Genomic DNA, 26,891 nt, shown 5'->3' with positions numbered 1-26,891 from the left:
CCACCCCTACCACCCCCATCCCACCGGGAGGAGCACCGCCGCTGTCCCTGCCGCCGCCAATTACCATTCCGTTACCGGCCCCCTTGCCCTATCACCCCCCACCATCTCCCCAGCCTGCCTCACCCACGCCGGTGCTAGCTGCCAACCCAGAACGGACCTTACCAGCCCAACCGGCCCTCGAACCCCTCGCCTCGGTCCAAGCGCCTGAATTAGCCGTGATCGTGCAGTTATTAGAACAGGGAGCCTACGCCCCAGCGATCGCGGCTGCCGAAGCGTTGATCCAACACCAACCCCAGTGTTGGCCGGCTTTTTGTCTCATAGCAGAAGCCTATGCCAGCTTAGGGAACTATGCCCAAGCCGAAGCGGCGTGTAAACAAGCCCTGGAACTCAATGCCTGGGTCCTAAAACCCTACTACCTCCTGGCCCAGATTGCCGAGGCAACTGGTGATTTTGAGGGGGCCAAAGTCTTTCTGAAACGCATTATTTATCTAGAGCCGGACGCGATCCATGCCTATGTGGAGTTGGGTAATCTCTACGATCGCGAAGGCAACTGGGCAAGGGCCAATAAAATGTGGCTCTCGGCTTTAGAAATGCTTAAGAAATTGCCAAAAGATGGGGTAGTTGAGGCCGGTCATGATTTAACAGTTAAGGAACTGCAACAATACTTAGAGAAAAAAATTAAAAATGGGTCCTAAAGTTTAATTTTTATATCATCTCCGTTGCTCATTGGGCAGAGTGGGAAAGATCCAATCAGGGCATCTCAGAGACGAGCAGACAATCAATGTGCCGGACCGGGATTCGGGCGGGATGGCGGGTCTCGGTGCTGATGTCGAACGGGCATTGAGCGGGCATTGAGCGGACATTGAGCGGACATTGACGCTCGGTATTGGTGTTGGTTAAGCGAGAACGGATATATGACTTCAGCCTCCCATTATTTAATTTTTGATCTGAATCAATGTCGTTATGGCATCGCCACCTCGGCGGTTCAGGAAATTTTCTTCCTCCCCGCCTTAATTCCCATTGCAGAAGCGCCAGCCGATATTGTCGGCATTCTTAATCTTCGGGGTGAAATTTTGCCCGTGATTGACCTGAATCGGCGCTTTGGGCGCATGGGGCAGCCCTACCAACTCACCAATAGTGTCATTGTGCTGCAAGCGGACAACTTGCGGGCCGGGGTGATTGTCGATCGCGTCTATGATGTCGAATTAATCCAGCGCGATCGTACCCCCATTGATCTCACCTATGGTCGCGGCGAGCATCTCTCAACCCAGCGCTTCGTGACCGATCTGGTTGAGGTGGGGGCGCAGATTGTCACCTTACTGGATGCAGCCCAAATCCTGCGGTATTCCGAGACCCTACAGGTCACCGATACCGAGATGGCCGTGGCCACGGCGAGTGTGCCTGACATCCGCGATCGTGCTCCCGTTACCCATGCCGCCGACCCAAACACCTATCCCATTGCCGGCTTTGCCCAGGTGAGTCCCGCTGCGTGGCAAGCCTTCCAGCAACGCGCAGAGAACCTACGCTATCGTACCGAACAGGTCAGCAAAGTGGGCTTGCAGCCCTTCGCGGTAGTGAACCTCCAGGGGGAGCTATTTGGTATTGGCCTAGACGCAATCCATGAGTTTACAGAGATCCAGATGATTACGCCGATTCCCTGCTGCCCTCAACACATTGTTGGCAATATTAACCTGCGGGGTGAGGTAGTCACCTTAATTGACATTAGCTATGCCTTAAACCTCACAAATAATGGCATCCAGAAGCACCAAGCCATGCTGATTCACCTTGATGGAATTGTGGCGGGAATCGCAGTAGACGAAGTTCTTGATGTCGTTTATGTCAATCCCAGAGACGTTCAACCGATTCCGGCGGCGCTGCATACGGGCCATGATGAATATCTGGATGGGGTTGCGCCCTACCGGAGCAGTTCGATGAGTTTATTGGATCTACCCAAGCTATTTCTAAAGGGCAGTCTAGTTGTCAATGAGGAAGTTTGAGGGCAGGGGGCGTGCGAAGGTTGTAAAAAGCGGTTATATTCTCACTTGTTAGCCGTCCATAAATCACCCTTTGGGGTAGAGGATATCCGGGTTATGCTGCAAAAGCAAAATATCAGACTTCGTCAGTTGATTATTATTGGGTATGCCGTACCCGTACTTGCCCTCTTAGGTGCCTCGGTAGTTGCCTTTTGGAGTGCTAATCGTGTTAGGGAGACGACCCAGGAAGTCACCCGATCGAGTAACCTTCTCGATGCTATTCACGGGGTGAATGTACAGACACAAATCATGATCCGCACGAGTCGAGGCTATCTGCTGGAAAAAAACGATTTGTCACGTCAAGTATACGAGGAGGCTAGAGCCGCTTACCAAGACTATCTGGCCCGTTTAGAGCAGGATGTTCGGGATGAGCAACAGCGGCGCAATCTGACCCAGTTACGCCCAATAGCAAGTGACCTAATGGCCTTTAACCAGCAATTGATGGATCTGGTCACCCAGGGGCAAGGGCAAGAGGCGATCAATCGCTGGCGCAGTAGCAATGCCGGACGGGCCAAGGCGGTGGCTGTCTCCGAGCAACTGGCCGCAATGGAAGCCCGTGAGCAGGAACTCGTTGAAGCAGCCCGCGATCGCGAAGAGGAGGCCCTCCGCAAACTACAGAATGTCTTGATTTGGGCCTCCGGGCTATCCTTGCTAGCGTCGGGTGTGATCGGAACCCTGGTGATCCAACGGGCCAGTCGGCAGATGAATGCCGCAGCCACCCTGATCGCCAGTTCCACCACCCAAATTGCGTCTAGTATCGAAGAGCAGGAACGCAGTTCTAGCCATCAAGCGGCTTCGGTTAACCAGACCACCACCACAATGGATGAGCTAGGCGCGTCGTCACGCCAGTCCGCCGAGCAAGCCGAGGCGGCAGCATCCGCAGCCCAGCAGGCCCTCGCGTTGGCGGATAACGGCAACCGGGCTGTCGATCGCACGATCCAGGGGATGGCCACCCTCAAAACCAAGGTGAGCGCGATCGCAGAACAAATCCTGCGGCTGAGTGAGCAAACCGGGCAGATTGGCAGTATTTCCGGCCTGGTGAGCGATATTGCCAACCAAACCAATATGCTGGCCTTGAATGCCGCTGTCGAAGCGGTCCGGGCGGGGGAGCATGGCAAAGGCTTCTCGGTGGTGGCTACCGAAATTCGTAAGTTAGCCGATGAAAGTAAAAAGTCGGCGGAACGGATTAGCGCGTTGGTGAACGATATCCAAAACGCGATCAATGCCACCGTCATGGCCACCGACGAGGGTACCAAAACCGTCGATGAAGGGGTGCAGATTGCCCAGGAAACCTCGGCTGCATTTGCGGGGGTAGCCACTGCCGTCAACAATGTTGTGCTGAATAACCAGCAGATTTCCCTCAACATTAAGCAACAGGCGATCGCGATTCAACAGGTTGTTGATGCGATGAATAGCTTGAATATTGCCGCCCAGGAGACCACGGGGGGGATCAGCCAAATTCGCATTGGCACCCAGCGGTTGAATGAAGCCGCCCAAAACCTACAAGCAATCATTTAGCTGTTTGTTTAGCTGTTTGTTTAAGGGTGATTAACCATCTGTCTAATTATTTAATTTTTTTGAATGACCTTTTTAATCATTTGTTTAAGTACCTCAGCCAGCGAGTTTTTCCGAGGTGCACCTGCTCGGTTAATTCGTAATATGCCAAGAGTACATCAAAATATGCCAAGAGTACATCAAACCGTTCATCTGGTAAGGAATTCTTGATATGTCTCAGCAGAACCGCCTAAAACTCCGCCAGTTGATTATTCTGGGCTATGCCGTGCCCGTGGTTGCCTTTGTGGGTGCGACCATCATGACCTTTATGAGTGTCAATCGCGTTAGGGAAGCGAGTTCAGCTGTAACCCACGCCAGCCAAGTTTTGGATGAGGTGAACCGCATTACGGTGCAGTTGAACGTGGCCTCACGGGCGACCCGTGGCTACCTACTGCAAAAGAATGAGACCTCAGCCCAGTCCTTCCGAGATGCCCAAGCAGCGTATAAAACGTCACTGGCTACTTTGCAGAGCTTGATCGTGAGTCCTCAGCAAAAGGAAAACCTGCGGGCGGTGACTGCATTGGCGGAGGACCGGCTCTCACTTAATCAGGGCTTTATCGACTTAGTGGATCAGGGCAAGCCAGAACTGGCTGTGCAGGCATGGCGACAGGATAATGGCCGTAGTAAAGCCGAGGACACGGCAAAGGCGTTGCTCGTCATGGATGCGTATGAACGGGATCTGGTCAACCAGGCCCGCGCCCAGGAGGAGAAGGCCCTGCAAGATCTGCAACGGTTACTCATTTGGGCATCGGCCTTGTCCCTGACGGCATCAGGGGTTATTGGCACCCTGGTGATTCGGCGGGCCAGCCAGCAGATGAACGAAGCGGCCAGCGTGATCGCCAGTTCCACCACGGAAATTGCCTCCAGCATTGAAGAACAGGAGCGCAGTTCCAGCCACCAGGCTGCCTCCGTCAGCCAGACCACTACGACGATGGATGAGTTGGGGGCTTCGTCACGCCAGTCCGCCGAGCAGGCCGAAGCCGCAGCAGCGGGGGCACAGCAGGCCCTGGGCCTCGCAGATAACGGGACACGGGCCGTCGAACGCACGATTCAGGGCATGGCTACTCTGAAAACCAAGGTGAGCGCGATCGCGGAGCAAATTCTGCGGTTGAGTGAGCAAACCAGCCAGATTGGCAGTATTTCCGGCCTAGTCAGTGATCTCGCCAACCAAACCAATATGCTGGCTCTGAATGCGGCTGTCGAAGCTGTCCGAGCGGGGGAACACGGCAAAGGCTTCTCAGTAGTGGCGGGGGAAATTCGCAAGCTAGCGGATGAAAGCAAAAAATCGGCGGAACGGATTGGCGATCTGGTCACCGATATTCAAAACGCGATCAACGCCACCGTCATGGCCACCGATGAGGGCACCAAGACCGTTGATGAGGGGGTGCGTATTGCCCAGGAAACCTCGGATGCGTTTTCCGGTGTAGCCAATGCAGTGAATAACGTGGTGCTGAATAACCAGCAAATTTCCCTCAATATCAAACAACAGGCGATCGCGATTCAACAGGTGGTGGATGCCATGAATGCCCTCAATGTGGCGGCGAAGGAAACCACAGGGGGAATCAGTCAAATTCGCATTGGTACCCAGCGATTGAATGAAGCAGCGCAGAACCTAAAAGCGATCGTGTAAGAGAGGAGAGAAAAGAGAAGCGAGAAAAGAGATAAATCCTCACTCCTCACTCCTCACTCCTCATTCCTCACTTCTCATTACCTGCCACGAGGAACCCAACCATGCGAATTGAAGATGATGAACTGCGCGAGGTTTTTCAGATCGCCAGTGAAGAGCATATCCAAAACCTGGATGCGGGTCTGTTGCACCTCGAAAAGCATCCCGATGACATGGAAACCCTGAAGGCGCTGATGCGGGATACCCATTCCCTCAAGGGCGATGCCAATATGCTGGGGCTGAAGGATCTGGGAACGCTGGCCCATCAGATGGAGCATCTGCTTGGCCAGGTCATTCGTGGCGAACAACCCTTTACCACGGAACTTGCCGATCACCTGGGACATGGCCTAGAGGCCGTGCGCAAGCTGGTGAACGAAGCCCTGACGGGGGAAGCAGCGGCGGTCAATACGTTCTATGTCCTGGCGGAACTTATGGGAGCCACCCCAGAATCGGGGGGAACCCCCGCCGAGCAGACCGAGGTCGAGGCTGAGAGCGCGATACCCCAAGGAACGTCTGAGGCGATCGCCCCGGAAGCACCCCCGTCTGAACCCGCTGACGGTTGGAATAGCGAGGCTCCCCCCAGCCCAGAATCCGATACGGTCCCGCCTGCCGAGGTCATGGCAGCCGCCCTCGCCGCGTCAGGGAGTCCGGAGGCGATCGCGCCAACCCCTGCTCCCGTGGCCAGTCAGTCCGGAGTGGACCTGGACTCTCCCGCCGCGAGTCCCAATGGTTCCCAAGGAGCCGCTGTGGCCGTAGCGACCGCCACCAGTACGCCGGACAGTAGCTACCATATCGAAACGATCCGGGTGCCCACGCGTAACCTGGATGCCCTGATGACCCAGGCCGGAGAACTCACGGTTACCAAGATTCGCATTGCCCATCGACTGGCGGAAGTTGACACGATCGCCAGTCTTTGGGAAGAGTGGAGCCGGGATTTATTCCTCAATCGTTTCCTGCTGGAGGAGATTCGCAGGGGAACCGGCAACCTACAAAAGCTGGAGAGTTTCTACAACCGCACGGAAACCCATCTAGAACAGTTGGGGACGCTGGTGAACCAACTCCGCCGCACTCTGTCGGAGGATACAGCCCGTTTAGAACTGATTAGCGAAGACCTAGAGGAAGAAATTCGGACGCTCCGGCTCTTGCCGCTGAGTACGGTGTTTAACCTCTTCCCTCGGTTAGTGCGAGATTTGGCGCGGCAGGAAGGGAAGGCGATCGATCTGATCATCGAAGGGGGCGACACCCATGCCGATAAGCGCATCCTGGAGGAGATGAAGGACCCCCTCATGCATATCCTGCGCAACGCGGTGGATCACGGCATTGAAGCCCCCACGGAACGGGAACGGCGCGGCAAACCCGCAATGGGCACTATCCACCTACGCGGCTACCAAACCCCCACCCATATCGTGATTGAGGTGAGTGACGATGGGCGCGGTCTGGATCTGGAGCAGATTAAACAAACGGCGCTGAAACGGCGGATTGTCTCGGAAGAGGAGTTAGCCAGCCTCTCGCCTAACCAAATCCAGAATTTGATTTTTGAACCCGGTTTTTCCACCCGGAGTTTAGTCACGGAGGTGTCGGGGCGCGGTGTGGGGTTGGATGTGGTGCGTACCCACGTCGATCGCCTCAAAGGCAACCTTCAGGTCCTTTCAACACCAGGTCAGGGCTGTACCATTCGGATGCAATTAAGCATGACGCTGGCGACCGCCCATGTGCTGATTGTGGCGCTCCGGGGCGAGTCCTATGCGATTCCGGTCGAAGCCGTAGAAACCGCGTGTTTGGTGCATTTAGAGAGTGTCTTTACGATCGAAAATCGCCCCACGATTCTGCATCAAAATCAACCCATTTCCGTTGCCTATTTGTCGGATTTACTAGAGCTACCGGTCAGTGATAACGGCAAGCGCCTCGGCAGTGCGGAGCAGAAGTTACCCTGCATTATTCTGCGGGTCGGGGAAGAACAACTGGGCGTTTTTGTGGATGCGCTGTTGGATGAGCAGGATGTGGTCCTCAAGCCCCAGAGCCAGTTACTCAAGCGGGTGCGCAATATTTCTGGGGCCACGATTTTGGGAACCGGACGCGTGTGTATGGTCCTGAATCCGGCGGATTTAATTAAGTCGGTGCGTCGGCAGGGACAGCGGCAAGGCAAGTCTGTGGTGGCGGCCCAGCCCACGGATCAACGACGCTTGTCGATTCTTTTAGTGGAGGATTCGATCGCCACCCGCACCCAGGAAAAACGCATTCTGGAAGGGGCTGGCTATGAGGTCGTGGCTGCTGTGGATGGGCTGGATGGCTTTAATAAGCTGCAAACCCGATCTTTTGATGCGGTGGTGAGTGATATCCAAATGCCCAATCTGGACGGCTTGGGCCTCACCCAGCGCATTCGCCAACACAAGGAATACAGCGAATTGCCGATTATCCTGGTCACTACCCTGGCCAGTGATGAGGACAAACGCCGGGGGGCCGAAGCCGGGGCCAATGCCTATATCACTAAGAGTAGTTTTAACCAGGATGTGTTGTTGGAAACCTTGAATCGCCTGATCTGAGCCTGACTCTCCTACCGGCAGCCAGCGTCAGGCGATCGCCCATTCAACGCGGGATAGCCGTCTGAGCGGGTGTTGGAAAAGTCCAGAAACAAGTCGTTTTGGCGCTAAAGCGCAACTACAAACGCAAAACAATCCTTAGGACAGTCAAGCGTCGAGGTTCGTAGTCGGGGTTTTAACCACGCTCCCCCTTTTAAAACATCCTCTGGGTCTATCGCAGCCTCGGTTGTCTCCGGGGCAGACAGGATGCCTACTCCAACATTGTTTTTCGTTCGCGTCGCGTTTCCACAGGCGCATCGACTGAGACGCTGTGTTCGCTTAGGCTTAATGGAGAATAGGGGACTCGAACCCCTGACCTCTGCGGTGCGATCGCAGCGCTCTACCAACTGAGCTAATTCCCCGATATTACCGTTAACCCTTATCTTACCAGGCATTCCCTGGCCTAGGCGAGGGGAGACTGGGCTGGAATTCCCACCCCACGCGGAAACGGCTGGGGGGTCGGGTGGTCTTTGCGTAGATACAACAGATGGCGCACGCTGTGGCTGAGGGGTGTGTGGAACCGCTCGGTGATCACCAGGCTACCGCCCAGTTGTTGACTGGTCTGGTGTAGGGCTTCGGCCTCGATCGCCGTCCACTCGCCCCGATACAGGACAGCCCACCCGCCTACCTTGACCAATGGCAACGCATATTCGGCACAGACCGTTGCTGGTCCCACGGCCCGGATCACCGCCAGATCATATTGCTCACGATGGTCCGATCGCTGTCCCACTGCCTCCACCCGTTCCACCAGGGGGGTCACATTTGCCAGCCCCAAGGCCGATCGTACCGATGCCACAAAGGCCAATTTCTTACGGGTTGAATCCAACAGCGTCATCGACCACTGGGGACAGGCGATCGCAATAGGTAACCCTGGGAACCCCGCCCCCGTGCCAATATCCACGACCCGCGCGGTGGGGGGTAATGAGACCGCGATCGGGCTGGTCCCGGCTGACGCAGATGGCCAGAAAGACACCACCCCACGCAGCGAATCCCAGAGATGCTTCTCCCAAAAGTCAGGCGGCTCAGTAATACGCGTGAGGTTGACCTGGCGATTGCCCACCAGCACGGCCTGGTAAAGGGCCTGGAAAGCCTGTAGCTGCTCAGGTGTGGGTTGCCAGCCCAGGGAGGATAACCAAACCGCATCCCAAGGCGCTAGGGGGGAAGCGTCAACCGGGGGGCGCTTTAAGGTGTCAGAATTAGCTGCCATTCGGCCTCCGAGGGCTGCCAGAGCGGGGCCGGAGTTTCGCCCACCACATACGGTCCCCAATACCGCCGCGACCCATCCTGGGCAAAGGCCACCAACACATCCCCCGGATGCAACTGCAAGGTCTGCTCCGGTAAGGACAGAATTAGCCCACTGGTACTGCCCTCTTGGGGGGCAAAATCCCAATGTACAGGCTCGTCGTAGGGGGAGGCTGGGTCGTCCTGGGTTGTCTCGGTCTGGGCCTGCTGGGTCAACAAGGCTACCCGAATGGGATGATCGGTACGGTTACTCACCCGTAGACTGCCCAAGGGCGTTGTGGCGGGAGCGATCGCTGAGGGAACGGAAGGCACAACCGCCGCCGGAGCCGGACTGGCCAACGGGTTGGGCGCGGGCAGAGGAATATCCGTAACCGCAGGAGCGGGGGACACTAGGGGCGATGGCCGTGTAGGTAAGCGATCGGGCACCAGGGTTGTCTCGATCGCAGTGCTGGTCGGTCGATGGGTACGTTGCAGGATCAGGAATGCCAACGGCAAGCTTGCGCCAATAGCCAGAAGCGCGATCGCCGCAGGGTATACTCTCTGTGTTACTGTTCGCCACTGCTCACCGCGCATACACCCCCGATCGCCCCTGCGTCCAACACCAATAGCCTTCCTTCTCCATACTAATCACAAGCGCTGACTCCTAGCACATCCGACAGCTCGGAATTTAAGGTTCAATTCAGGATTATCCCCCAGTTGGCTCCTTGCTTTGTTTTCTTGCGCCCCTCCCATGCAAAATACTCGCCTCAACCGTCTGTTTGATGTCCTCCTGATGCAGCTTCGGGACCAACTGCGCAACCCCTGGCGGCGGTTGTCGGTCCTGTGCATCAGCCTCTTGTTTGGTAACTTTGCCGCGAATGTGTTTACAACCTATGTCGGCCAAGCGGGTCGCCAAGATACGGTGGTCGCGATCGTGCTGGTGCTGCTGACCGAATTGGCAAATCGCCTGTTCTATCGCCCCAATCGTCGTCCTGAATTTGCCCTGGGTTGGGACGCGCTGAATAGTTTTAAGCTGGGGTTTACCTACGCCCTCTTCCTAGAAGCCTTCAAGATTGGGTCTTAAGCCCGATCCAAGTTGTCCGTACTGGGCGTCTGGGTCTCCTTCTGCCTGAGAGACTTTGGCTTCTGGCAGGATCAGCATAGCGTCTCCAAAGGAATAAAACCGATATTGCTCGGCGATCGCCTCGTGATAGAGCGCCAACACCCGCTCCCGCCCTAGGAACGCACTGACTAGCATTAATAAACTTGATTTGGGCAGATGGAAATTCGTAATCACGCCATCAATCACCTGCCATTGATAACCAGGGTAGATAAACAGATTGGTTTTCCCCCGGAAGGGTTGGAGACTGCCCGTCTCCTTTACCACTCCTTCGAGGGAACGGACGACGGTCGTGCCCACCGCAACCACCCGTCCCCCGTTGGCCTGGGTCTGCTGAATCTTGGCGATCGTTGGGGCTGGAATATCAAACCACTCGGAATGCATCGCATGGGCCGTAATATCCGTCGCCTCCACCGGGCGGAATGTGCCCACACCCACGTGCAGCGTTATGAAGGCTTGCTCAATCCCGCGCTCCCGCAGGCGTGTGAATAAGGACTCGGTAAAATGCAGGCCTGCTGTTGGGGCCGCCGCTGACCCTGGCTCGCGGGCATAGACGGTTTGATAGCGATCGGGTTCGGCAGTACTGTGATCAATGTAGGGGGGCAGGGGCATTTGCCCCAGGGCATCCAGGTAGGTTTCCAGCGAGGCTGTTTCGGGTAAGTCAAATTGGATCAGTCGTCCCCCGGTGGCGGCATCCTTGGCTAACACCGTTGCTGTCAGGGAGAGGGGAGGCGTCCCGTCCACCTTGGGTTCCGCCTGGAAGTAAAGCCGTGATCCCACCTTCATACGCTTGCCGGGACGTACTAGGGCCAACCAACAGTGGGGAGGGAGGGGCTGGCCAGAGGGGGACTGGTGTTGGGGTTCCAGGAGGAGAATCTCGATCGCGGCCCCACTGCTTTTACGACCATAGAGACGGGCCGGAATCACGCGGGTGTCGTTGAGAACCAGCAGATCCCCTGGCCGCAACCAATTCGGCAGCTCACGAAACACACTATGGTAGTGCTCCGTGGGCGATGCCACCACCAGCAAGCGTGAACTGTCCCTAGGCGTAACCGGATTCTGGGCAATCCGGTCAGCAGGCAGGTCATAGTCATAGGCTGCCAGGGTGCGATCAGGAGTTGGATGAGCTTCCAAGGACAGATCAGGTTTGCACAACACGCATATCCCTAATTTAATAAGGTGTCACGACGGCACGAAAGGTGAAGGAAATCTAAAACTTTGGGTGAAGTTCCCCATCTCTCAGCCCCGAAGTTGGGGACTTTTCCCCTATGAGCCAACGGAACTCCCAGAGACAATAGGAATGTAGCATTGTTGCTTTGTCCAGAGGTGATATGCAATACCTCTACTATCTTGCCAACGCCAGTCTGACGATGCGAGTGGTCGAATATCTCCATTCCCACCCGCAATTGGGTGCCCAATTTGTAACCGTTGTCCACCGTATTGATGGTTGGGTTGTACGGGTCAAACTGCGCCATACCCTTGATCCACAACGAGCGGGCGATTTCCGCGCCTTTTTGAATGAATTGGGGATTCCCTACGAAGCAGATGCCCGTCTGCAAATGGTACTGTGGAGCCTGGAAATTGGCCAATCCCCCATCGAAGTTATGCGCCGCTACCAGGTGGCGATCGTTTCCCACGGGTTACCGGATAGCCAGGAGATCGAGGCTTTTCGTAGCCAGTTTGTGCGGGGGCTGGGCTACTGTCCTGAAACCCTGGCCTAGTGCAGTTGCGGCAGGGGTCTTCTCCTGCGTCGAGCGTTCTTACCTGGTGCAAATCGGTCAGTGCAAGGGGACACAACCAGTCCGCAAAGGAAAGGCAGCGATCGCGCGGCTGGTTAGCCCTGAGGCCCGTTTCTTAATCCAGATAGCACCTGATTCCACCTGATTCCAATAGGACTCAAATAGGATTTCCCTAATTTTACTAGTCCGGCAAAGTGGCCCAAACATCTTTACCAACACGGCCCCACCGGATGAACCCGCCCCCAGCCAGGGGGAGAGGGTATCCCCCAAGCGGCGATTGCCATTGCTCAACCCCAGGCGTTGCTACTCACCTAAACAGGGCTGAGCATGACCGTTGGCAAGGGATTCAGGCCGTAATTGCTTCGCATCGATCGCGCAGGGGCCCCCCCTTTCCAGGCGATCGAAGACCGTTTGCAAATCAACGCACAAATACGAGCGACGGAGGTTGGTTCCGGATGTCCATAGCTCGCTTGTGGTTGGTTGGCCAGCATTCATCATCAAGGCTCCTTCTGGTTATGCAGGGGAATCAGGGTCAGCAGTTGGGGTAAGCACTGGGGATTGCTCAGGAGGCTGCATACTTGCGTGTAAATACAGAGTCGGCAGCGGAGTCAGTCCAAAGGGTTATCCAATCGTGCTATGGGTGAACACACGCGATGATGCGGGATTTCCGCACTAAGTTCCCTCCCCCGAATGGGTGATCTGTCATGACCTCATTGGATGTTTTTACGGAGAATGGGCTGGGCTGGACGGTGATACCACGATCGCAGTCGCTGGGGCGGTATCCCCAGGGCATATCCCAGGAGAATGGCCTGGTTCAACAAGGTTGTTTGCCAAACCCCCCGTTGTTGCCAACGCCGCGCCGAGGTGACCACGGTCTCTGGCACGATTGCCAGCTTACCTTGTGTTTGCAAGCGACGCACCCAGGCTACATCTTCCATAATCGGCAGGTCTGGGAACCCCCCCAAGGCGTGAAAAATGGCTGCTGGGCAGAACAACGCCTGGTCGCCATAGGGCAGCCGGAACAGCCGCGATCGCCAGTAAACCCCCCATTCCACCCAGCGTAAACCGGGCAGATCACCGGCAATGCGCAGATCAAACGCCCCTGCGATCGTGCCAGGGGTGGCCAATGCGGTGCGGATGTGGGTGGGGAATCCCAGCGGTAGGTGGGTGTCGGCATGGAGGAACAGGAGAATCTCCCCGGTGGCGATCGCGGCTCCGGTATTCATTTGCTGGGCACGTCCGGCGGCACTGTGGAGAAGCGTCACCCCTAAAGCCTGGGCTTGGGCCACGGTTGGGTCAGTACTGCCCCCGTCCACAACAATGACTTCAAGCGTCGCGGTTGGTTGACCCGGGTGCCACTCCCCTTGGCTGGCCCTTGCAAGGTGGTGCAGGGTTTCTGGCAGGATGCTGGCCTCATTGAGAACCGGCACAATCACGGAAATTCGATCTAGGATCATCGCAGAGATTGCTTACTTAGCGCAAAAACCTGGGAATGCTAACCCTAAGAGGGCGGAAACTTATGGGATAAGCACACGTCGTCTGTGATCAGGTGATGAGGGTTCGTGCCAATGCCTTTCGGAGATGAGGCCCCTGCTAGCTGGGGGAATGCCCCCCTTCGCTGCGGTTTACGCTTGCTGCTGCCGTTAATATATTCCTCACAGAATAGTCATGATACAGTTTTTCTCACGCATGGATCGGGTACAACGCCGTTTGACCTGTGCCTTCCTGGGATTTTTGCTAACCCTGGGCATCGGGGTTGGGACACCGTCAGCGGCCCAAGCGCTTCCCTGGGGACAATTGCTCCTCCGGGGGGTGCAGATTTTGCAGTTGTCGAGCCTCTCCCCTCGCCAGGAGATGCAGATCGGTGCCCAAATCGATCGCCAACTCCAACGGCAGGTCAGAATTTCCAACAACCGCGCCCCGACGACCTACGTCAATGAAATTGGCCAACGGTTGGTTAATGCAAGTGAGCGATCGGGGATTAACTATACATTCCAGGTGGTTGAAGATCGGGGGATTAATGCCTTTGCCACAATGGGTGGTTTTGTCTATGTTAATCGCGGCTTGCTGGAGGCAGCGGAGAATGAGGCGGAGTTAGCCAGCGTGATTGCCCACGAAATTGGTCATATTGAAGGGCGGCACTTGGTGAAGCAAATGCGGGAAGTCGCGATCGCCCAAGGGGTGGCGACCGCAGCGGAGGTTGATACCAACCGGGCTGTGCAGTTAGGGGTTGAGTTAGCCCTGCGCCGTCCCCGGAGCCGCCAGGATGAGTTCGACGCTGACAGTCGTGGGTTGCGGATGCTCGGCCAAGCGGGCTATGCCCAGACAGCAATGGTGAGCTTTATGGAAAAACTGTTGGGGCGAGGGGGGTCAATGCCGACTTTCCTGAGTACCCATCCCAATACCCGCGATCGGATTGCCGAATTGCGCCGCAATATTGATCCGAGGATGGCCACTGGCAACGGGCTGGATAGTCAAGCCTATCGCGATCGACTGCGGAGTTCTTGATGAGAAATTACTCCTCCGTGGTTTCAATCACAGCCGTGCGATCGAGCAATAACAACGTGCGCAGTTGATCCGTATCCAGTTCCGTCAACCAGTCTTCGCCGGCACCAACCACCTGTTCGGCGAGGGCTTTTTTGCTTTCAATCAGGTCATGGATTTTCTCTTCCAAGGTTCCAGAACAGACAAATTTATGCACCTGGACATTACGGGTCTGACCAATGCGGAAGGCGCGATCGGTGGCCTGATTTTCCACGGCGGGATTCCACCAGCGATCGTAGTGAAATACATGATTGGCGCGGGTTAGGTTCAACCCCACCCCCCCCGCCTTCAGGGACAGGATCATAATGGGTGGACCTTGGGGATCATGCTGGAAGCGATCGACCATTTCCTCGCGTTGGCTCTGGCGGGTTTCCCCATAGAGGAAAAAGATTTCCCGGCGGTGTCGGGTTTCCAAATGGGCCTTGAGCAGTTTTCCCCATTCGGCAAATTGGGTGAAGATCAGGGCACGATCGCCATTTTCGAGCAACTCCTCTAGCATTTCATCTAACCGTTGCAACTTGCCGGAACTGCGGGAGAAATGGGGGTTAGTAACCGCTGCGGTGCCTATTTTAGTGCGACCCGTTTTCGTCGTTTGGGTTTTACGGACAGGGGGCGAATTGGGATCGGGCTTACCGAGGAGCGGATGGTTGCAAATTTGTTTGAGCTTCATCAAGAGGGCCAGAATCATCCCCCGCCGCTGTATCCCTTCGGCAGCTTCCAAGGCCGCCAGGGTGTGATCGACGGTTTGTTGGTAGAGGGTGGCCTGCTCTGGGGAAAGGCCGCAGAAGACGGTCATCTCTTGCTTTTCCGGGAGATCCTGGATAATGTCGCGATCGGTCTTGAGGCGACGCAGAATAAAGGGCTGCACCAACGATCGCAGGGTTTGCAAGGAATCCGTATCGCCATAGCGCTCGATCGGGATGGCAAAGCGGCGTTGGAAAAAGGGGCGCGGTCCCAGATAACCGGGATTCAGGAAATCCATAATCGACCAGAGTTCAGACAGTCGATTTTCGACCGGTGTCCCCGTCAAGGCAATGCGAAAACGGGCGTTGAGTTCCCGGATCGCTTGCGCCTGTTTTGCCTGGGGATTTTTCACATTTTGGGCCTCATCAATCACTAGCCCCCGCCATTGGATTTGTTGGAATTCCTTGAGATCACGATAGGCCAGGGCATAGCTACTAATCACCAACTGTTTACCCTTGACTGCCCGTTCAAAGGATTTCCCCTTGGCCCGTTTATCGCCGTGGTGGACTAGGGTTTTCAGGGTCGGGCCAAAGCGCCGCACCTCCCGCTCCCAGTTCCCCAGCACCGAGGTGGGACAAATCAGTAAAACTGGCGCATCAAGAGCGCCCTGTTCCTGCAAAGCCAGCAAAAAGGCAATGCATTGGATCGTTTTCCCCAACCCCATGTCATCGGCGAGGCAAGCCCCCAGGCCCCAGCGCTCCAGAAACGCTAGCCAACCCGCTCCCCGTGCCTGGTAGGGCCGCAATTCGCCGCGAAACTCGCGGGGTGGGTCAATTGGGGTGAGCGATCGCGGGTTGGTCAGGGTAGCCAATAATTCCTGTAACGCCCCCGTTGCTTCAAAGTTCACCACCGGTAACTTAGCGATCGCCTGGGTATCGCCCGTACTCAACCGCAGGGCTTCCTCCAGGGATAGGGTGCGCTGCTCCGGTCGCTCGGCGAAAAAGGCCCGTGCTGCCTTCACATCCTGGGGCCTTAGCTCCACCCACTGGCCGTTAATCTGCACCAAGGGACTGTTAAGGGCCGCTAGGCGTTCAAATTCGGCCTGGGACAGGGTTTGACCCGCGATCGCCAACTGCCACTCAAAGTTGAGCAAACTCGACAACCCCAAGGCTTGGGGCCGTTTCCCCGCCGTTGCCTGAATACTGAGGCCCAACCGATTACTCCAGGTTTCCCGCTGGGCCAGACTGGGAGGCAAGATCACCCCCAGCCCATTTTCCTGCAAGCGCCACACCCCAGCCTTGAGAAATTCGTAGGCTTGGAGCGGCGTCAGCGTACAGGCTTGGGGACGTTCAACTTCCAGGCTTTCCCCCAACAGCGGATAGAGGCGGGCAGCTAACCCTAACCCCATGAGCAGGGTTTCCTGGGGTTGAGCGATCGTCCGGCCCTGGTAATTCAATGTGTCCCCCGACTGCGCCCAAATCGTGGCCGCATCCACAACAAAACTGGGATCATCTACTGCCTGTAAACCGTAGTCTAGCCGCCAATCGCCCCCTTCCTGCACCGGGGTTTGCAGGGAAAAACAGGCATGGAACAGCCGTTGCCCACTCAGGTAGGGCTGGACGGGGCGGCTCCAGGTGGTCAGGGCGGCCAAGAGGCGTTCGCGTAGCACCTCTGTCTGAGAATCGCGGGTTTCCGGTTCTAACACTAATTCCGGTTCGTCCTCGCGGAGTGCTCGTAGCCACTGGCCTAGGGGAGAGGGGTTCGTCGGCAAGGGTTGGGATTGGGCCACCGCTCGCACCTGGGCATCGATAATGCCGTGCAAAAAGCTGCGAATCAGGCTGTGGGAGGTCGGGGGGAGAACGATCGCCGCGACATCCTCCAGGGGAGCGGGTTGATAGAACCGACAGGCCGGGGGTATTTGTTGAGCAAAGGCTTCCAAACGGGATTGATCGAGGGCACTGTCCAGCAAGGGTTGCCAGTCGGCGATCGCTTTCCGACGCTCTTGACGCATCGCCGTGGTCGGTGTGCCCGCACCCAGTCCCGCGTTTACCAGTCGCAATCCGGGCAAAAACTTACAGCGGGCCAACAGATCCAATCCCCAGCGGGCCACATGGGACCAAAATCGCACATCGGGTCCGATAAAATCGGTCTCCCGGTTGGTTAACCCCAGGGGCAAGGATTGGAGAAACTGCATCGCCTGCAAGGGCGTCAGGCAATATCCCTCCACCTGCCACGGGTATAAACTAGCGTCCCCCGCATCCGGCGCTGTTTCCTCCGCCCCTATTAATGCCGTCGCCGAATGGTGGGGGATGAGCGCCGTGTCCGTGATCACCGTGGGTAGGGCGATCGTCAACACCTGCCCAACTTGCCCAAAGGCTTCCGGCCAATATAACTGCTGTGCTTGGTGACGGCTTTGCAATTCCCGCTCTAGCCCTTCTCCATCCAGGGCTAGGGGGAGGGGCACGGGGCTGGGCATCGTGGCGCGGGGCACCTGGGGTTTACGCCAAACCTCTCCCCACAGAAACCAGGCTCCCCCATCGGGGAAGGCGGGGATGGCATCGGAGATGAGGCGGGGGGAGTGGGCCGTCAATTGGGCTGCTGTCAGCCAGGTACCATGTAAAATTGCCATGCAAATTCGTGGGCGATCGCGCCGACAAGGAGAGTCTGGAGGGCACGGCAGGCGGGCCACTCGCTCCTAAGGGTCAAGTGCTTATTCTACAACTTTGCTTGGGCTGTCTGGACAGTTGGCGGCGGGGAAGGGTGGGATAGCCATCTCGGCATGTCAGCAACAACTTTTTGTGCGCAGCAACAGCCCAGATGGCTATCCCACAAGATCAATTGCTCCTGGGCCATCTCTAAACTTACCGTTTGCCCCGCCTCAGCCTGCGCCATCCCCTCCCGAATACTGGCCATCAACGCACGATCGGACAAAATCTCTAACGTCTCCAGCAACGACGCCAACGCATCAGGGTTCAACATCACGATCGCCGGTTGGCCTGCATCACCCCGAATCGGTTTGTGCTGGGATTGAGGTGGCAGCATATTGAATGTAACGATCGCGGCCCTGGCGTTTGGCTTCATAGAGTGCGGCATCCGCCTGAAGAATTAAATCCTGAAGTTGGAAAGGCGGCATGGGCACCAGGGTACTCATCCCCAGACTAATGGTGATGCGATCGCTCACCTGTGACCCTGCATGGGGAATCGCCAACTGAGCAATCCGACGACACAGTTGGATCGCGACCGTTCTGGCCCCTATCGCATTCGTTTGGGGCAAAATGACGGCAAATTCCTCACCGCCGTAGCGGGCGACCAAATCCTGCGATCGCTGGCTTTGCTGAGCCGCTTGGGCAATTTGTGCCAAACAGGCATCTCCGGCCTGATGCCCATAGGTATCATTGAAAGACTTGAAGTAATCCACATCAAATAAAATCAGCGAAAGGGGCTGGCGATCGCGTCCGGCCTGTTGCCATACCTGCTGAAGGTATAGATCAAAGTGGCGGCGGTTGGCTAACTGGGTTAAGGGATCGGTGCGGGATAGTGCTTCGAGTTGTTCATTGGCCCGTCGTAGGTCCATCTCTGCCTGCTGCCGATCCAGTTCCGCTTGTTTGCGATCGCTAATATCCCGGATAATAAACAGCACCTCAGCCGGTCCACAGGGAATCACCCGCACCTCTTCATATTGGATGTGGCCCTGAATCACATTCTGTTGTTCATAAATTTGTAATTGTTGGCTATTCAGTGCCTGCTGAATCACCCGCATTTGGCGCTCGACAACCTCCGGCGGCAGATATTCCGATAAATGCCGACCAATGGGATCATAATTCTGAGGCAAGAGATCAATCAGCGCATTGGTTTTGACATAGCCCAGGTAAATGCCCTCCCGACTGACCCGAAACATCAGATCCGGGATTGCCGTCAAAATTGCCTGGTACTGGGCCTCACCCCGGCGCAAGACCGCTTCCATCTGCTGACGATCGGCGATCAGGCGCTGCCGTTCCCGTCGCCCCCACCAGTCGGCGATCACCCAGCCCACACTCCCGCCCAGCAGTAGGGTTAGCCCCATCTGCACGACCCCTTCCAAACCGCTTACCCCCACCATTCACCCAACGCCTTGGCCATTGCCACCCGAGCCAAGGTCAACCCTGACACCAGCCACGGCTGACGAGCATAAGTCGCTTGGCAGCACGGGGCTTACCCGCAAGGCTGACAGCGTGGATTGCTTAGTTAGAAACTTAAAAACCACGATAGCAAGAAAAAAAGAGAGTCAGACCTTGCTGTCCTAACTCTCCGGAACGGTTGCTAGCGCTGACTGAACGCGGCTAAGTCTACTTAGCGATCGGTGTCAAAGGGTCGGTAAGCCACGCTCGGATCATAGAGATGACACTCATCGACAATTCCCTTCATCATGGACCAGGAAAAATTCCGTTCCTGGATATAGTTTCCCCAGTTTTGTTTCAGGCTGGCGTAAGCCATCGGTAGATTGTAGGACGGGATGGCAACCGAAATATGATGCGGCACATGCACATTGATATTGTGGCAAAGGATTTCCACCCAGCGGGGATAGGTGCAGTGGAGAGTACCCGCCAGTTGGGAATACGCTTCATGCCATTGGGCCGCAGGATAAAACTGGACCTGCGGATCAGTATGGTGAACCAGGGTGAAGGTGCTCATCCAAAAGTGATAGCCTAACCAGGGCATGAGCCAAAACTTCACAAAGCCCCATACCCCCGTCGTCAGGATCAAGGTAGGGAAGAAGACCGCCGCAAAAATAGCCACCACCGCGATCGACAACTTGACCTGATTGCGATGTTTCGGGGCGACCTGGCGTGGGTCAAAGTGGAGGGTGGCCCAATGGGCGATCGAGGCTAGCCACCACAAACGCCCCCGGAGCGATCGATAAAACCCTTGCATAAAAGGGCTAGCGTTGGCATACTCCTCCGCCGTCCAAGGCCGCCACGCATTATCCTCCTCCAGCTTATTGGTATGGGCATGGTGATGGTTGTGCAGTAACCGCCAGCTATGGAAAGGATAGATGAGCGGCAACATTAACACATGACCGACAACATCGTTCACCCAGCGGCGTTTGGCAAAAGAGCGGTGACCACAGTCATGAGCGATCACAAACAGACCCGTGAGGGCCGTCCCGGTAAAAAACCAGGCAACTGGCAGCAAATACCAGGGCAGGTAGGCAATGCCCACATAGCCAAGGCTGACAGCAGCAATACTGAGGCAAACGTTAAACCAGGCTTTCAGACGATTTTTCTCAAAATACTCGCGGGGAATGCTCTTGATAACATCTTTTAATTGAAACTCGACGTTGGCTGAGGGGCTGAATGCCAGGGTCGGCTTTTCCGTCGTTGCTGTCATGTAAATACTCGTAAAAGGATGAGTAATATTGAACCATGCCTACGCCCAAGATACCTAGTCGTGCCCCTTGCCTTAACCAGTAATCAGGACGGCTCCCCTCGCAAGGCGGCTGTGGCAATTCCGGCTGATCGCCGCCATGAGTCTATCCTGATGCCACCAACCCTGGCGGCCAAATCTTGCCGCAGGATCAGCAAAATTTTTGCTAGGCTCATGGATAAGTCCTTCGCTTTCCCCCACAATAGTCGGTTATGACGCAATCCACCCTTTCCCCCGCCCCCGCGATCGCTATGGACACCCCCAAGCATGGGATGCCCGTCACCATCATCACGGGTTTCCTGGGCAGCGGCAAGACCACCCTGCTGAACCACATTCTCAGCAACCAGCAGGGAATTAAGACAGCGGTCTTGGTCAATGAGTTTGGCGAGATTGGCATTGACAACGAACTGATCATCGCCACCGACGATGACATGGTGGAGCTAAGTAATGGCTGCATCTGCTGCACGATCAACAATGATCTGATTGAGGCTGTCTACAAGGTGCTGGAACGTCAGGATCGGGTAGACTATCTGGTCGTTGAAACCACAGGGTTGGCGGACCCCCTGCCCGTGGCTCTGTCTTTCCTGGGAACGGAGTTGCGGGACCTGACCCGTCTGGACTCGATTATTACCCTCGTGGATGCTGAAAATTACAGCCTGGATCTCTTCAACAGTCAGGCTGCCTATAATCAAATTGCCTACGGGGACATTATTCTGCTAAATAAGGCCGATCTGGTGGATGCGGCGGAGCTGGATCTGCTGGAGGTCCGTATCCGCGATATCAAGAAGGATGCCAGGGTATTGCGGACGGTGAAGGGGAATGTCCCCTTGCCGCTGATCCTGAGTGTGGGCCTGTTTGAGTCCGATAAGTATTTCAATCCCAGCCCCGATCGCACGCCGGATCACGCCCACAACGAACAGGACCACGATGGGCACGACCACAGCCATTGCGATCACGACCACGGCCATTGCGAACATGCGCACGATGGGCACCCCCATGACGGCCATGACCATAGCCATTGCGATCACGACCACGGCCATTGCGAACATGCGCATGGGCACGATCACGCCCATCACCCGGCGTCCGATCATTTGGCCGTTGACGGGTTCACCTCCCTGTCGTTCCAAAGCGATCGGCCCTTTTCAATCCGCAAGTTCCAACACTTTTTGGACAACCAACTGCCCGCCACGGTTTTCCGGGCCAAGGGCATTCTCTGGTTTGACGAAAGCCCGAAACGGCACATTTTTCACCTCAGTGGCAAGCGCTTTTCCTTGGATGATGAAGCGTGGAAAGGCAAACCCCAAACCCAACTGGTGTTGATTGGCCAGGATTTGGACCACGCCACCCTCCGTGCCCAATTGGATAAATGCTTGTGCCTGCCTACCTCTCCCCAGCGGGGGAAGGGATTCGCTTAGACGATCGCCCCGCCCGATTGCTCCAGATCTGATTACTCCAGGTAAGGACGGGCGAGGAAGAAGCTGGCAATCGTTTTGGCATCGATCGCACCACCAGCCAGGATTGCCTGCTCCAGGTCTGTGGGTGTCAGCAGAACTACCTCGATATCCTCATCAAGATCCTGTTCTGGCGGGGTGTCGATCAGGTGTAAATCTTGGGCCAGGTAGGCGTAAATAAACTCATCGGAATACCCTGGGGCCAGGGGAAATTTGCCCAAGGATTGCCAGCGATCGGCGTGATAGCCAGTTTCCTCCTCCAGTTCACGCTGAATTGTTACCAGGGGACTCTCGTGCGGCTCCACGGTCCCGGCGGGAAACTCCAGCAGGCGGCCACACACGGCAAAGCGGTATTGGCGCACGAGGACCAGTTGGCCGTCAGCGGTTACGGGCACGGCTAGGGCACCGCCGGGATGGCGAATGCACTCCCAATCCCCGATCGCGCCATTGGGTAAGCGTAGCCGCGAAACCTCAAAGTTAAACTTGCGCCCACAGTAGGACAGCGATGATTTCAGGTGTTGGGGCGGTTCTTGACCTAAGGACATGGGTGCTCACGCGCGTGAATAGCAAAGTCAGGGCGGCGGCGGTCCAACCCGCCGTGCCTGGGGGCTAGTCTATCAGCAATCCTCCCCCTGCGCCCCCTAGGGTTAATTGCTGCGACGTCGTAACACAGCTAAATTTTGCTGTTCGTCTTTAACAAGCAATTCAAAATGAGACTTTATCGGCTCCAATTCCATCCAACCCGCAATCCCAACCCAATCTACTAAATAGTCAATTTGCCGACCCTGATCATCAAACGTTGCTTCCACAACATAGGTCGGGATCTGGCGTTTGAGCACCGCATCCAGCGCTTGCGGATTGACTTTCCCATCCAGGTTAATGGTGCGATCGTGGAAAAACCCTAAGGTCCCCGTCTGAACCGCCCCCACCCAGGTCAACGCTTCAACATTTTGGTCAACCCAGCCCACCACTTGAAAGTGTTCATGGGTGGTGCCCAGCTTATACAGCCGAGCATTTAATAACAAAACCAAAACCAGTAAAGCAAGGCCCCCATAGGGGAGTAAACGGGGGATGAGTCCCCCGGCTGGCCAACGCCTAACCCCGGCGCCGACCATAGCTACGGTGAAAAGGGCAAAAAAGGGCGAAAGGGGGAATAAATAGCGGCTGACAAAGTGGGGAGCGCCAAATAGAAAGCCGTAGTAAAAGACCAATAAACCACCATAGGTCGCCATCACATAGAAGCAGATCCGTTCCTGTGGCTGCATGAGGCGCACCGCCGCCCAGCCCAAAAGGATCAGATAGGCGATCGCCAATAGGGAAGTTACTCCCAGCAACCAGGGCAAGCGCTCAAGGGCAGACGGAACGGGCAGAATAATCCCGGCATATTCAAAAAGTTTGCTGGGTAATTCCAGGACATTATTGCCGAACCTAGCCAAGGCTGACTGGGCCTTCCCACTAATGGGAACAATACTGCCAAAGTTCACCTTGTTATAGATTAACCACGGGCTAACGGTCAGTAGGGCAGTCATACCCATGATGAACGACTCGCCTAGCCGTCGCGGTAGCTCCGATCGTGGCGCTGGCCCAATCAGCCCGAATAGGGTATGCCAACCCACGATCGCCGCGACGAGGAAAACGGCATCATTTCTGGCCCAAAAGGTCAGCCCTAGAAGCACCCCCAACTGAAGGGCAAAGATCAGGTGCAACTGGGTGTCCGCCCGATCGCGTTCATGCTGATACCAGACATAAACCGATAGCAAGACCATAAGGCCATAGAGTCCGGTTTCCAAACAATTCATGCTGTGGGGAACAACGATCGCACTTGCATACCACAGGCCCGTGATCAGTGCGGCCATTTCCTGAGCCTGTTCCCGCTCCCGTAAGACCGCATTGGCTAGTAAAAATAAGAGGGCAGCGGCGGCCAAGCTAAAGACGACCTGTAAGACCAAAGCCATGACAACGCCGGTGGTCTTCTCCCCTCCCGCTAGCCAAAACCCTACCGCCTGGATGAGGGTGAAGAGGGGCTGGGTTCCATTCGTGGGGATCGTGCCGTTGGCCGTGCTCATGCCATTGCCAATCCCGATGTTCCGCGCGATCGTCAGCATTAAATAGCCATCCTCAGTCGGAAATTGGCGTAGTAGGCGCGGGGGGCTAAACAACGGTGCCAGCCGCGAGATTAAGCCAATGGCCATCAGACTGGCCACCAAAAGCTGAAGTATTTTAGCAGAGCGCATCATTAAACCGAAAACTGTTGGGTCAATTTTCTGAGCATAGCACTTCAGATTTAAATTGCAAATTTGTAGCAAAAAATTAATTCCGAATCATCTAAATAATTATCAGTATTCAGAAGCAAAATTGAACAAGATTGAATAGTAATGATATTCTAAATAATCTTAATCGAAAAATTGCGCCACTTGTTTAGGTTCTTGTTTACCAAGATCCTGTCATTCTAATTTATCGTTAAAATCATAGGCATTATAGTCTTTCTCGCGGCAGTAAAGTCTTTTGCAGCCTTGTGAAGGAACGTGCGCTAATTACTTGTAACTTACTGGGCATACAGCACTTCTATATCTGGTGTATAGACAAGGGGCTTAAGCCCCTTATTTGTAAGGCTTGACAGCACTTCATTAGCAAGGGAACGGTTGTAGCAGTGCTATATTTAGTAAGTTACATAGAAGACGGTACAGCCTAACAAAATGAGCGTGGTAGGTCTCGTAGGCTCAACGCTAACCGAAAACCGACCCTGGTTAAGGGTGTTAAGTATGGCAGTCTACGCGATGAGGGGCCAGGGAGGGGGGTAAACTGTGATAGTTTTAAGAATGTCGTGAAATTGGAAGTTAGGGACTGGGGTAGTAGACCTTCCCCCTTCCAAAAAATGGAGAACATAACGAGGATGCTAAAGAAAGGGGTTACTGTTTGGTTTACCGGCTTAAGTGGGGCTGGTAAAACGACGATTAGCCATGCCCTAGCAGAGTGGTTGAAGGAGCAAGGAATTAAGTTTGAAATCCTGGATGGCGATATTGTGCGTCAGAATTTGACCAAGGGGCTGGGATTTAGCAAGGCCGATCGGGATGAAAACATTCGCCGAATTGGTTTTGTTGCCCATCTGCTGACACGGAATGATGTCCTAGTGCTCGTCTCTGCCATTTCTCCCTATCGCGAGATTCGGGATGAGGTGCGGCAGCGGATTGGCAACTTTGTGGAAGTCTATGTCAATGCGCCGCTGCAAGTCTGCGAAGAGCGGGATGTCAAGGGTCTATACCAAAAGGCAAGGGCTGGGGAGATTAAGGCATTTACGGGCATTGACGATCCCTATGAGGCTCCACTCCAGCCAGAGGTGGAGTGCCACACGGATCAGGAAACCCTAGCCGAGAGTTTGGCTAAGGTGATCACAACGCTGCAAAAGCTCGGCTATCTGTCAGAGACACTGGCCGTGCCCACCTAGGGCTTGTCTGATGGTACCCGCCCCCAATGGGCGGGGCACCCCATGCCCGCATGGGTGCAGAAACGGGTTCACGTGCGGAAAAGCGTCAACGTGCCAGCCCTCCAGAAATCCCGTACACTGGGCATAGATGTTGTGCCGATATCTGGCATTTAATTTGCAATTGTAGAGTCGCCCTATGCCGCCCCGTTGGCCCCGTAAACCCAATCGCCAAGACCCCGCCTATCGTCGTCTGGACGATCGCATGAATTTTGCGTTGCATGTTGCAATTTTTGCCGCGACCAATTCGGCGCTTTGGTTTGTCCAAACCCTGCACCATACGACGGCTACCTGGGCAATCCAGGTGACGGGCCTTTGGTTAATCGCCCTCATCAGCCACGGGGTTTATATTTTTGCGATCGCGGACTACACCGCCGCTAATCCTTCCGAGGGGAAAGGCCCCTAGTACCCCAGGGGCAGGGATTGGGGGGTAGGTATGTGATGGATGGAGGAAGATATCGCTATGGCCTATGCAAACACGACCGAAGTCATTGAAACCCTTGCGGCGGAAATTGGCGATAACATCTACATGGATATTGCCAAGTGGCACCTGTATCTGGCCAACGCCCATCTTCATACCCCCCTCGCCGAGCAGCTTTATCCCATGCTCGCGACGGGGACGGTGGATTCCGATCGCGTCCAGGCAATCCTGCAATCTATCCCCGTCAAGTTAGGGGGGGGGCGTTGTGAGATACCCCTCGCCGATCTGTTGCCGATGCAATGCCAGGTCACCCTCATCGATCTGCTCGAAGACTTTTTGCGTCGTCTCTAAGGGGTATGTTGAACCCTATGCCTAGACCGATATCCCCAATGACGCTCCGTCCTCAGTTACCAGGAGGGGATGCGTAATGCCCCCAGCAGCCAACCCACCTGAATCCGATCCCCAAGCCGTAGGGCTGTCTGACCTAGAACGCGAAATGCGGGCAGGCCGAGAATGGACGATCGCGGACATCATTGCCCAAGAAGGCGGCTCCTTCCTCAAGGGCGAATCCCCCATCCCCCGACCGCTGCAAGCCGAAGCCGAGATTCGCCTGTTCCTCGATCGTCACCTATCGGATACCTCTGGCGTCCTGAAGTCCACGCTGCAAACCTGGGTAAAAACCGAGTCGCCCCTCAGTCAGCACCTCGATAGGCCGCTACAAGCGCTATACGAACTGCTTAACGCGATCGTCAAGCAGCCTTCCCTACTGTATGAATTTGTCCGACAAGTCGATATGCGCTGGGGACAGCTTTATGATGAGCGTCCCTACTTTCAACAACCGGGTCAACCAGCCCATCCCCATGACGAATACACCCACGAATCTGTCCACAGTACCCTCAGCGAACTCCTGGCCATCCTGAATGCGCAACGTTAGCACCGCCTAACTTAGCACCGCCCCCCCCCTAGCGAACGGGTTCTGAGTCCCCCTTCCGTAG

Annotated in this window: 24 protein-coding genes and 1 tRNA gene; 13 read left to right on the top strand and 12 right to left on the bottom strand. The window is 55.7% G+C overall.

Going from position 1 to position 26,891, the window contains the following annotated elements; translation table 11 throughout:
• From ACWIUF_RS10125 to ACWIUF_RS10105, 5 genes are all read left to right on the top strand, one after another.
• The coding region (locus tag ACWIUF_RS10125; protein WP_448572241.1) for a tetratricopeptide repeat protein at positions 1–695 on the top strand (695 nt) is incomplete at its 5' end.
• 219 nt (positions 696–914) lie between these two features.
• Complete coding sequence (locus tag ACWIUF_RS10120) at positions 915–1,997, top strand: chemotaxis protein CheW (protein WP_448572240.1); 1,083 nt, start codon at positions 915–917, stop codon at positions 1,995–1,997.
• A 93-nt stretch (positions 1,998–2,090) separates the two neighbouring features.
• Positions 2,091–3,551 (top strand): HAMP domain-containing methyl-accepting chemotaxis protein, encoded by a 1,461-nt coding sequence (locus tag ACWIUF_RS10115; RefSeq protein ID WP_448572239.1) that lies wholly within the window; start codon positions 2,091–2,093, stop codon positions 3,549–3,551.
• A 208-nt stretch (positions 3,552–3,759) separates the two neighbouring features.
• The gene (locus ACWIUF_RS10110) at positions 3,760–5,217 is read left to right on the top strand and encodes a methyl-accepting chemotaxis protein (protein ID WP_448572238.1); all 1,458 of its coding nucleotides are present in this window, start codon (positions 3,760–3,762) and stop codon (positions 5,215–5,217) included.
• 101 nt (positions 5,218–5,318) lie between these two features.
• Positions 5,319–7,796 carry a hybrid sensor histidine kinase/response regulator gene (locus tag ACWIUF_RS10105; protein WP_448572237.1) on the top strand — a complete coding sequence of 826 codons (2,478 nt, stop codon included), beginning with the start codon at positions 5,319–5,321 and terminating at the stop codon, positions 7,794–7,796.
• Positions 7,797–8,121: 325 nt separating this feature from the next.
• Here ACWIUF_RS10105 and ACWIUF_RS10100 read toward each other — a convergent pair.
• The 3 genes from ACWIUF_RS10100 to ACWIUF_RS10090 form a co-directional block, all read right to left on the bottom strand.
• Positions 8,122–8,194: transfer RNA gene (locus tag ACWIUF_RS10100), tRNA-Ala, on the bottom strand.
• 41 nt (positions 8,195–8,235) lie between these two features.
• Entirely contained in the window at positions 8,236–9,039 is an 804-nt protein-coding gene (gene rsmG, locus ACWIUF_RS10095) for a 16S rRNA (guanine(527)-N(7))-methyltransferase RsmG (protein WP_448572236.1), read from the bottom strand.
• Positions 9,015–9,563, bottom strand: a complete 549-nt coding sequence (locus ACWIUF_RS10090; RefSeq protein ID WP_448572235.1) for a hypothetical protein — start codon at positions 9,561–9,563, stop codon at positions 9,015–9,017. The genes rsmG and ACWIUF_RS10090 overlap by 25 nt, the downstream gene beginning before the upstream one ends.
• A 241-nt stretch (positions 9,564–9,804) precedes the next feature.
• On the opposite strand from ACWIUF_RS10090, the gene ACWIUF_RS10085 reads away from it, so the two are divergent.
• Positions 9,805–10,137: a DUF565 domain-containing protein gene (locus ACWIUF_RS10085; protein ID WP_448572234.1), complete on the top strand. Its 333-nt coding sequence runs from the start codon at positions 9,805–9,807 to the stop codon at positions 10,135–10,137.
• Here the strand turns inward: ACWIUF_RS10085 and queA are convergent.
• Entirely contained in the window at positions 10,111–11,331 is a 1,221-nt protein-coding gene (queA, locus tag ACWIUF_RS10080) for a tRNA preQ1(34) S-adenosylmethionine ribosyltransferase-isomerase QueA (RefSeq protein WP_448572233.1), read from the bottom strand. The genes ACWIUF_RS10085 and queA overlap by 27 nt on opposite strands.
• 173 nt (positions 11,332–11,504) lie before the next feature.
• On the opposite strand from queA, the gene ACWIUF_RS10075 reads away from it, so the two are divergent.
• Complete coding sequence (locus ACWIUF_RS10075) at positions 11,505–11,894, top strand: hypothetical protein (protein ID WP_448572232.1); 390 nt, start codon at positions 11,505–11,507, stop codon at positions 11,892–11,894.
• A gap of 728 nt (positions 11,895–12,622) precedes the next feature.
• On the opposite strand, the gene ACWIUF_RS10070 is transcribed toward ACWIUF_RS10075, so the two are convergent.
• Entirely contained in the window at positions 12,623–13,369 is a 747-nt protein-coding gene (locus tag ACWIUF_RS10070) for a TIGR04283 family arsenosugar biosynthesis glycosyltransferase (RefSeq protein WP_448572231.1), read from the bottom strand.
• Positions 13,370–13,580: 211 nt separating this feature from the next.
• Between ACWIUF_RS10070 and ACWIUF_RS10065 the strand changes: the two genes are divergently transcribed.
• Positions 13,581–14,420, top strand: coding sequence for a M48 family metallopeptidase (locus tag ACWIUF_RS10065; RefSeq protein WP_448572230.1), 840 nt, complete (start codon positions 13,581–13,583; stop codon positions 14,418–14,420).
• Between the two features lie 7 nt (positions 14,421–14,427).
• Here the strand turns inward: ACWIUF_RS10065 and ACWIUF_RS10060 are convergent, their stop codons facing one another.
• The 5 genes from ACWIUF_RS10060 to ACWIUF_RS10040 form a co-directional block, all read right to left on the bottom strand.
• Entirely contained in the window at positions 14,428–17,769 is a 3,342-nt protein-coding gene (locus ACWIUF_RS10060; RefSeq protein ID WP_448572229.1) for a DEAD/DEAH box helicase, read from the bottom strand.
• Positions 17,770–17,855: 86 nt separating this feature from the next.
• Positions 17,856–18,182 (bottom strand): hypothetical protein, encoded by a 327-nt coding sequence (locus ACWIUF_RS10055; RefSeq protein WP_448572228.1) that lies wholly within the window; start codon positions 18,180–18,182, stop codon positions 17,856–17,858.
• Positions 18,142–19,203, bottom strand: a complete 1,062-nt coding sequence (locus ACWIUF_RS10050) for a diguanylate cyclase domain-containing protein (RefSeq protein WP_448572227.1) — start codon at positions 19,201–19,203, stop codon at positions 18,142–18,144. The genes ACWIUF_RS10055 and ACWIUF_RS10050 overlap by 41 nt, the downstream gene beginning before the upstream one ends.
• Positions 19,204–19,469: 266 nt before the next feature.
• Complete coding sequence (locus ACWIUF_RS10045; RefSeq protein WP_448572226.1) at positions 19,470–20,507, bottom strand: fatty acid desaturase; 1,038 nt, start codon at positions 20,505–20,507, stop codon at positions 19,470–19,472.
• Between the two features lie 83 nt (positions 20,508–20,590).
• Positions 20,591–20,719: a hypothetical protein gene (locus tag ACWIUF_RS10040; RefSeq protein WP_448572225.1), complete on the bottom strand. Its 129-nt coding sequence runs from the start codon at positions 20,717–20,719 to the stop codon at positions 20,591–20,593.
• A gap of 36 nt (positions 20,720–20,755) precedes the next feature.
• Here ACWIUF_RS10040 and ACWIUF_RS10035 point away from each other — a divergent pair, with 36 nt between their 5' ends.
• Positions 20,756–21,958 carry a CobW family GTP-binding protein gene (locus ACWIUF_RS10035; RefSeq protein ID WP_448572224.1) on the top strand — a complete coding sequence of 401 codons (1,203 nt, stop codon included), beginning with the start codon at positions 20,756–20,758 and terminating at the stop codon, positions 21,956–21,958.
• Between the two features lie 32 nt (positions 21,959–21,990).
• Here the strand turns inward: ACWIUF_RS10035 and ACWIUF_RS10030 are convergent, their stop codons facing one another.
• Together ACWIUF_RS10030 and ACWIUF_RS10025 are read right to left on the bottom strand one after the other, a co-directional pair.
• Entirely contained in the window at positions 21,991–22,539 is a 549-nt protein-coding gene (locus ACWIUF_RS10030; protein WP_448572223.1) for an NUDIX hydrolase, read from the bottom strand.
• A gap of 102 nt (positions 22,540–22,641) precedes the next feature.
• Positions 22,642–24,231 carry a hypothetical protein gene (locus tag ACWIUF_RS10025; protein WP_448572222.1) on the bottom strand — a complete coding sequence of 530 codons (1,590 nt, stop codon included), beginning with the start codon at positions 24,229–24,231 and terminating at the stop codon, positions 22,642–22,644.
• 638 nt (positions 24,232–24,869) lie between these two features.
• On the opposite strand from ACWIUF_RS10025, the gene cysC reads away from it, so the two are divergent.
• From cysC to ACWIUF_RS10005, 4 genes are all read left to right on the top strand, one after another.
• Positions 24,870–25,439: an adenylyl-sulfate kinase gene (gene cysC, locus ACWIUF_RS10020; RefSeq protein ID WP_448572221.1), complete on the top strand. Its 570-nt coding sequence runs from the start codon at positions 24,870–24,872 to the stop codon at positions 25,437–25,439.
• A gap of 175 nt (positions 25,440–25,614) precedes the next feature.
• Positions 25,615–25,881 (top strand): 2TM domain-containing protein, encoded by a 267-nt coding sequence (locus ACWIUF_RS10015; protein WP_448572220.1) that lies wholly within the window; start codon positions 25,615–25,617, stop codon positions 25,879–25,881.
• 57 nt (positions 25,882–25,938) lie between these two features.
• Entirely contained in the window at positions 25,939–26,247 is a 309-nt protein-coding gene (locus ACWIUF_RS10010; protein WP_448572219.1) for a DUF3181 family protein, read from the top strand.
• Between the two features lie 76 nt (positions 26,248–26,323).
• Positions 26,324–26,830: a hypothetical protein gene (locus tag ACWIUF_RS10005; RefSeq protein ID WP_448572218.1), complete on the top strand. Its 507-nt coding sequence runs from the start codon at positions 26,324–26,326 to the stop codon at positions 26,828–26,830.
• Positions 26,831–26,891: the final 61 nt, after the last annotated feature.

This window comes from Trichothermofontia sp. (genome assembly GCF_053493415.1).
Note: the sequence above shows the minus strand (reverse complement) of the source record. Positions and strands in the feature narration are given on the sequence as shown.

Bases quoted from the DNA above. Each gene is read 5' to 3' on its own strand.
- ACWIUF_RS10035 (WP_448572224.1), top strand. From the start codon at position 20,756: ATGACGCAATCCACCCTTTCCCCCGCCCCCGCGATCGCTATGGACACC.
- ACWIUF_RS10105 (WP_448572237.1), top strand. From the start codon at position 5,319: ATGCGAATTGAAGATGATGAACTGCGCGAGGTTTTTCAGATCGCCAGT.
- ACWIUF_RS10060 (WP_448572229.1), bottom strand. From the start codon at position 17,769: ATGGCAATTTTACATGGTACCTGGCTGACAGCAGCCCAATTGACGGCC.
- ACWIUF_RS10030 (WP_448572223.1), bottom strand. From the start codon at position 22,539: ATGTCCTTAGGTCAAGAACCGCCCCAACACCTGAAATCATCGCTGTCC.
- ACWIUF_RS10045 (WP_448572226.1), bottom strand. From the start codon at position 20,507: ATGACAGCAACGACGGAAAAGCCGACCCTGGCATTCAGCCCCTCAGCC.
- ACWIUF_RS10040 (WP_448572225.1), bottom strand. From the start codon at position 20,719: ATGAGCCTAGCAAAAATTTTGCTGATCCTGCGGCAAGATTTGGCCGCC.
- cysC (WP_448572221.1), top strand. From the start codon at position 24,870: ATGGAGAACATAACGAGGATGCTAAAGAAAGGGGTTACTGTTTGGTTT.
- rsmG (WP_448572236.1), bottom strand. From the start codon at position 9,039: ATGGCAGCTAATTCTGACACCTTAAAGCGCCCCCCGGTTGACGCTTCC.
- ACWIUF_RS10115 (WP_448572239.1), top strand. From the start codon at position 2,091: ATGCTGCAAAAGCAAAATATCAGACTTCGTCAGTTGATTATTATTGGG.
- ACWIUF_RS10065 (WP_448572230.1), top strand. From the start codon at position 13,581: ATGATACAGTTTTTCTCACGCATGGATCGGGTACAACGCCGTTTGACC.
- ACWIUF_RS10075 (WP_448572232.1), top strand. From the start codon at position 11,505: ATGCAATACCTCTACTATCTTGCCAACGCCAGTCTGACGATGCGAGTG.
- ACWIUF_RS10120 (WP_448572240.1), top strand. From the start codon at position 915: ATGACTTCAGCCTCCCATTATTTAATTTTTGATCTGAATCAATGTCGT.
- ACWIUF_RS10005 (WP_448572218.1), top strand. From the start codon at position 26,324: ATGCCCCCAGCAGCCAACCCACCTGAATCCGATCCCCAAGCCGTAGGG.
- ACWIUF_RS10085 (WP_448572234.1), top strand. From the start codon at position 9,805: ATGCAAAATACTCGCCTCAACCGTCTGTTTGATGTCCTCCTGATGCAG.
- ACWIUF_RS10025 (WP_448572222.1), bottom strand. From the start codon at position 24,231: ATGATGCGCTCTGCTAAAATACTTCAGCTTTTGGTGGCCAGTCTGATG.
- ACWIUF_RS10110 (WP_448572238.1), top strand. From the start codon at position 3,760: ATGTCTCAGCAGAACCGCCTAAAACTCCGCCAGTTGATTATTCTGGGC.
- ACWIUF_RS10070 (WP_448572231.1), bottom strand. From the start codon at position 13,369: ATGATCCTAGATCGAATTTCCGTGATTGTGCCGGTTCTCAATGAGGCC.
- ACWIUF_RS10010 (WP_448572219.1), top strand. From the start codon at position 25,939: ATGGCCTATGCAAACACGACCGAAGTCATTGAAACCCTTGCGGCGGAA.
- ACWIUF_RS10015 (WP_448572220.1), top strand. From the start codon at position 25,615: ATGCCGCCCCGTTGGCCCCGTAAACCCAATCGCCAAGACCCCGCCTAT.
- ACWIUF_RS10055 (WP_448572228.1), bottom strand. From the start codon at position 18,182: ATGCTGCCACCTCAATCCCAGCACAAACCGATTCGGGGTGATGCAGGC.
- ACWIUF_RS10050 (WP_448572227.1), bottom strand. From the start codon at position 19,203: ATGGGGCTAACCCTACTGCTGGGCGGGAGTGTGGGCTGGGTGATCGCC.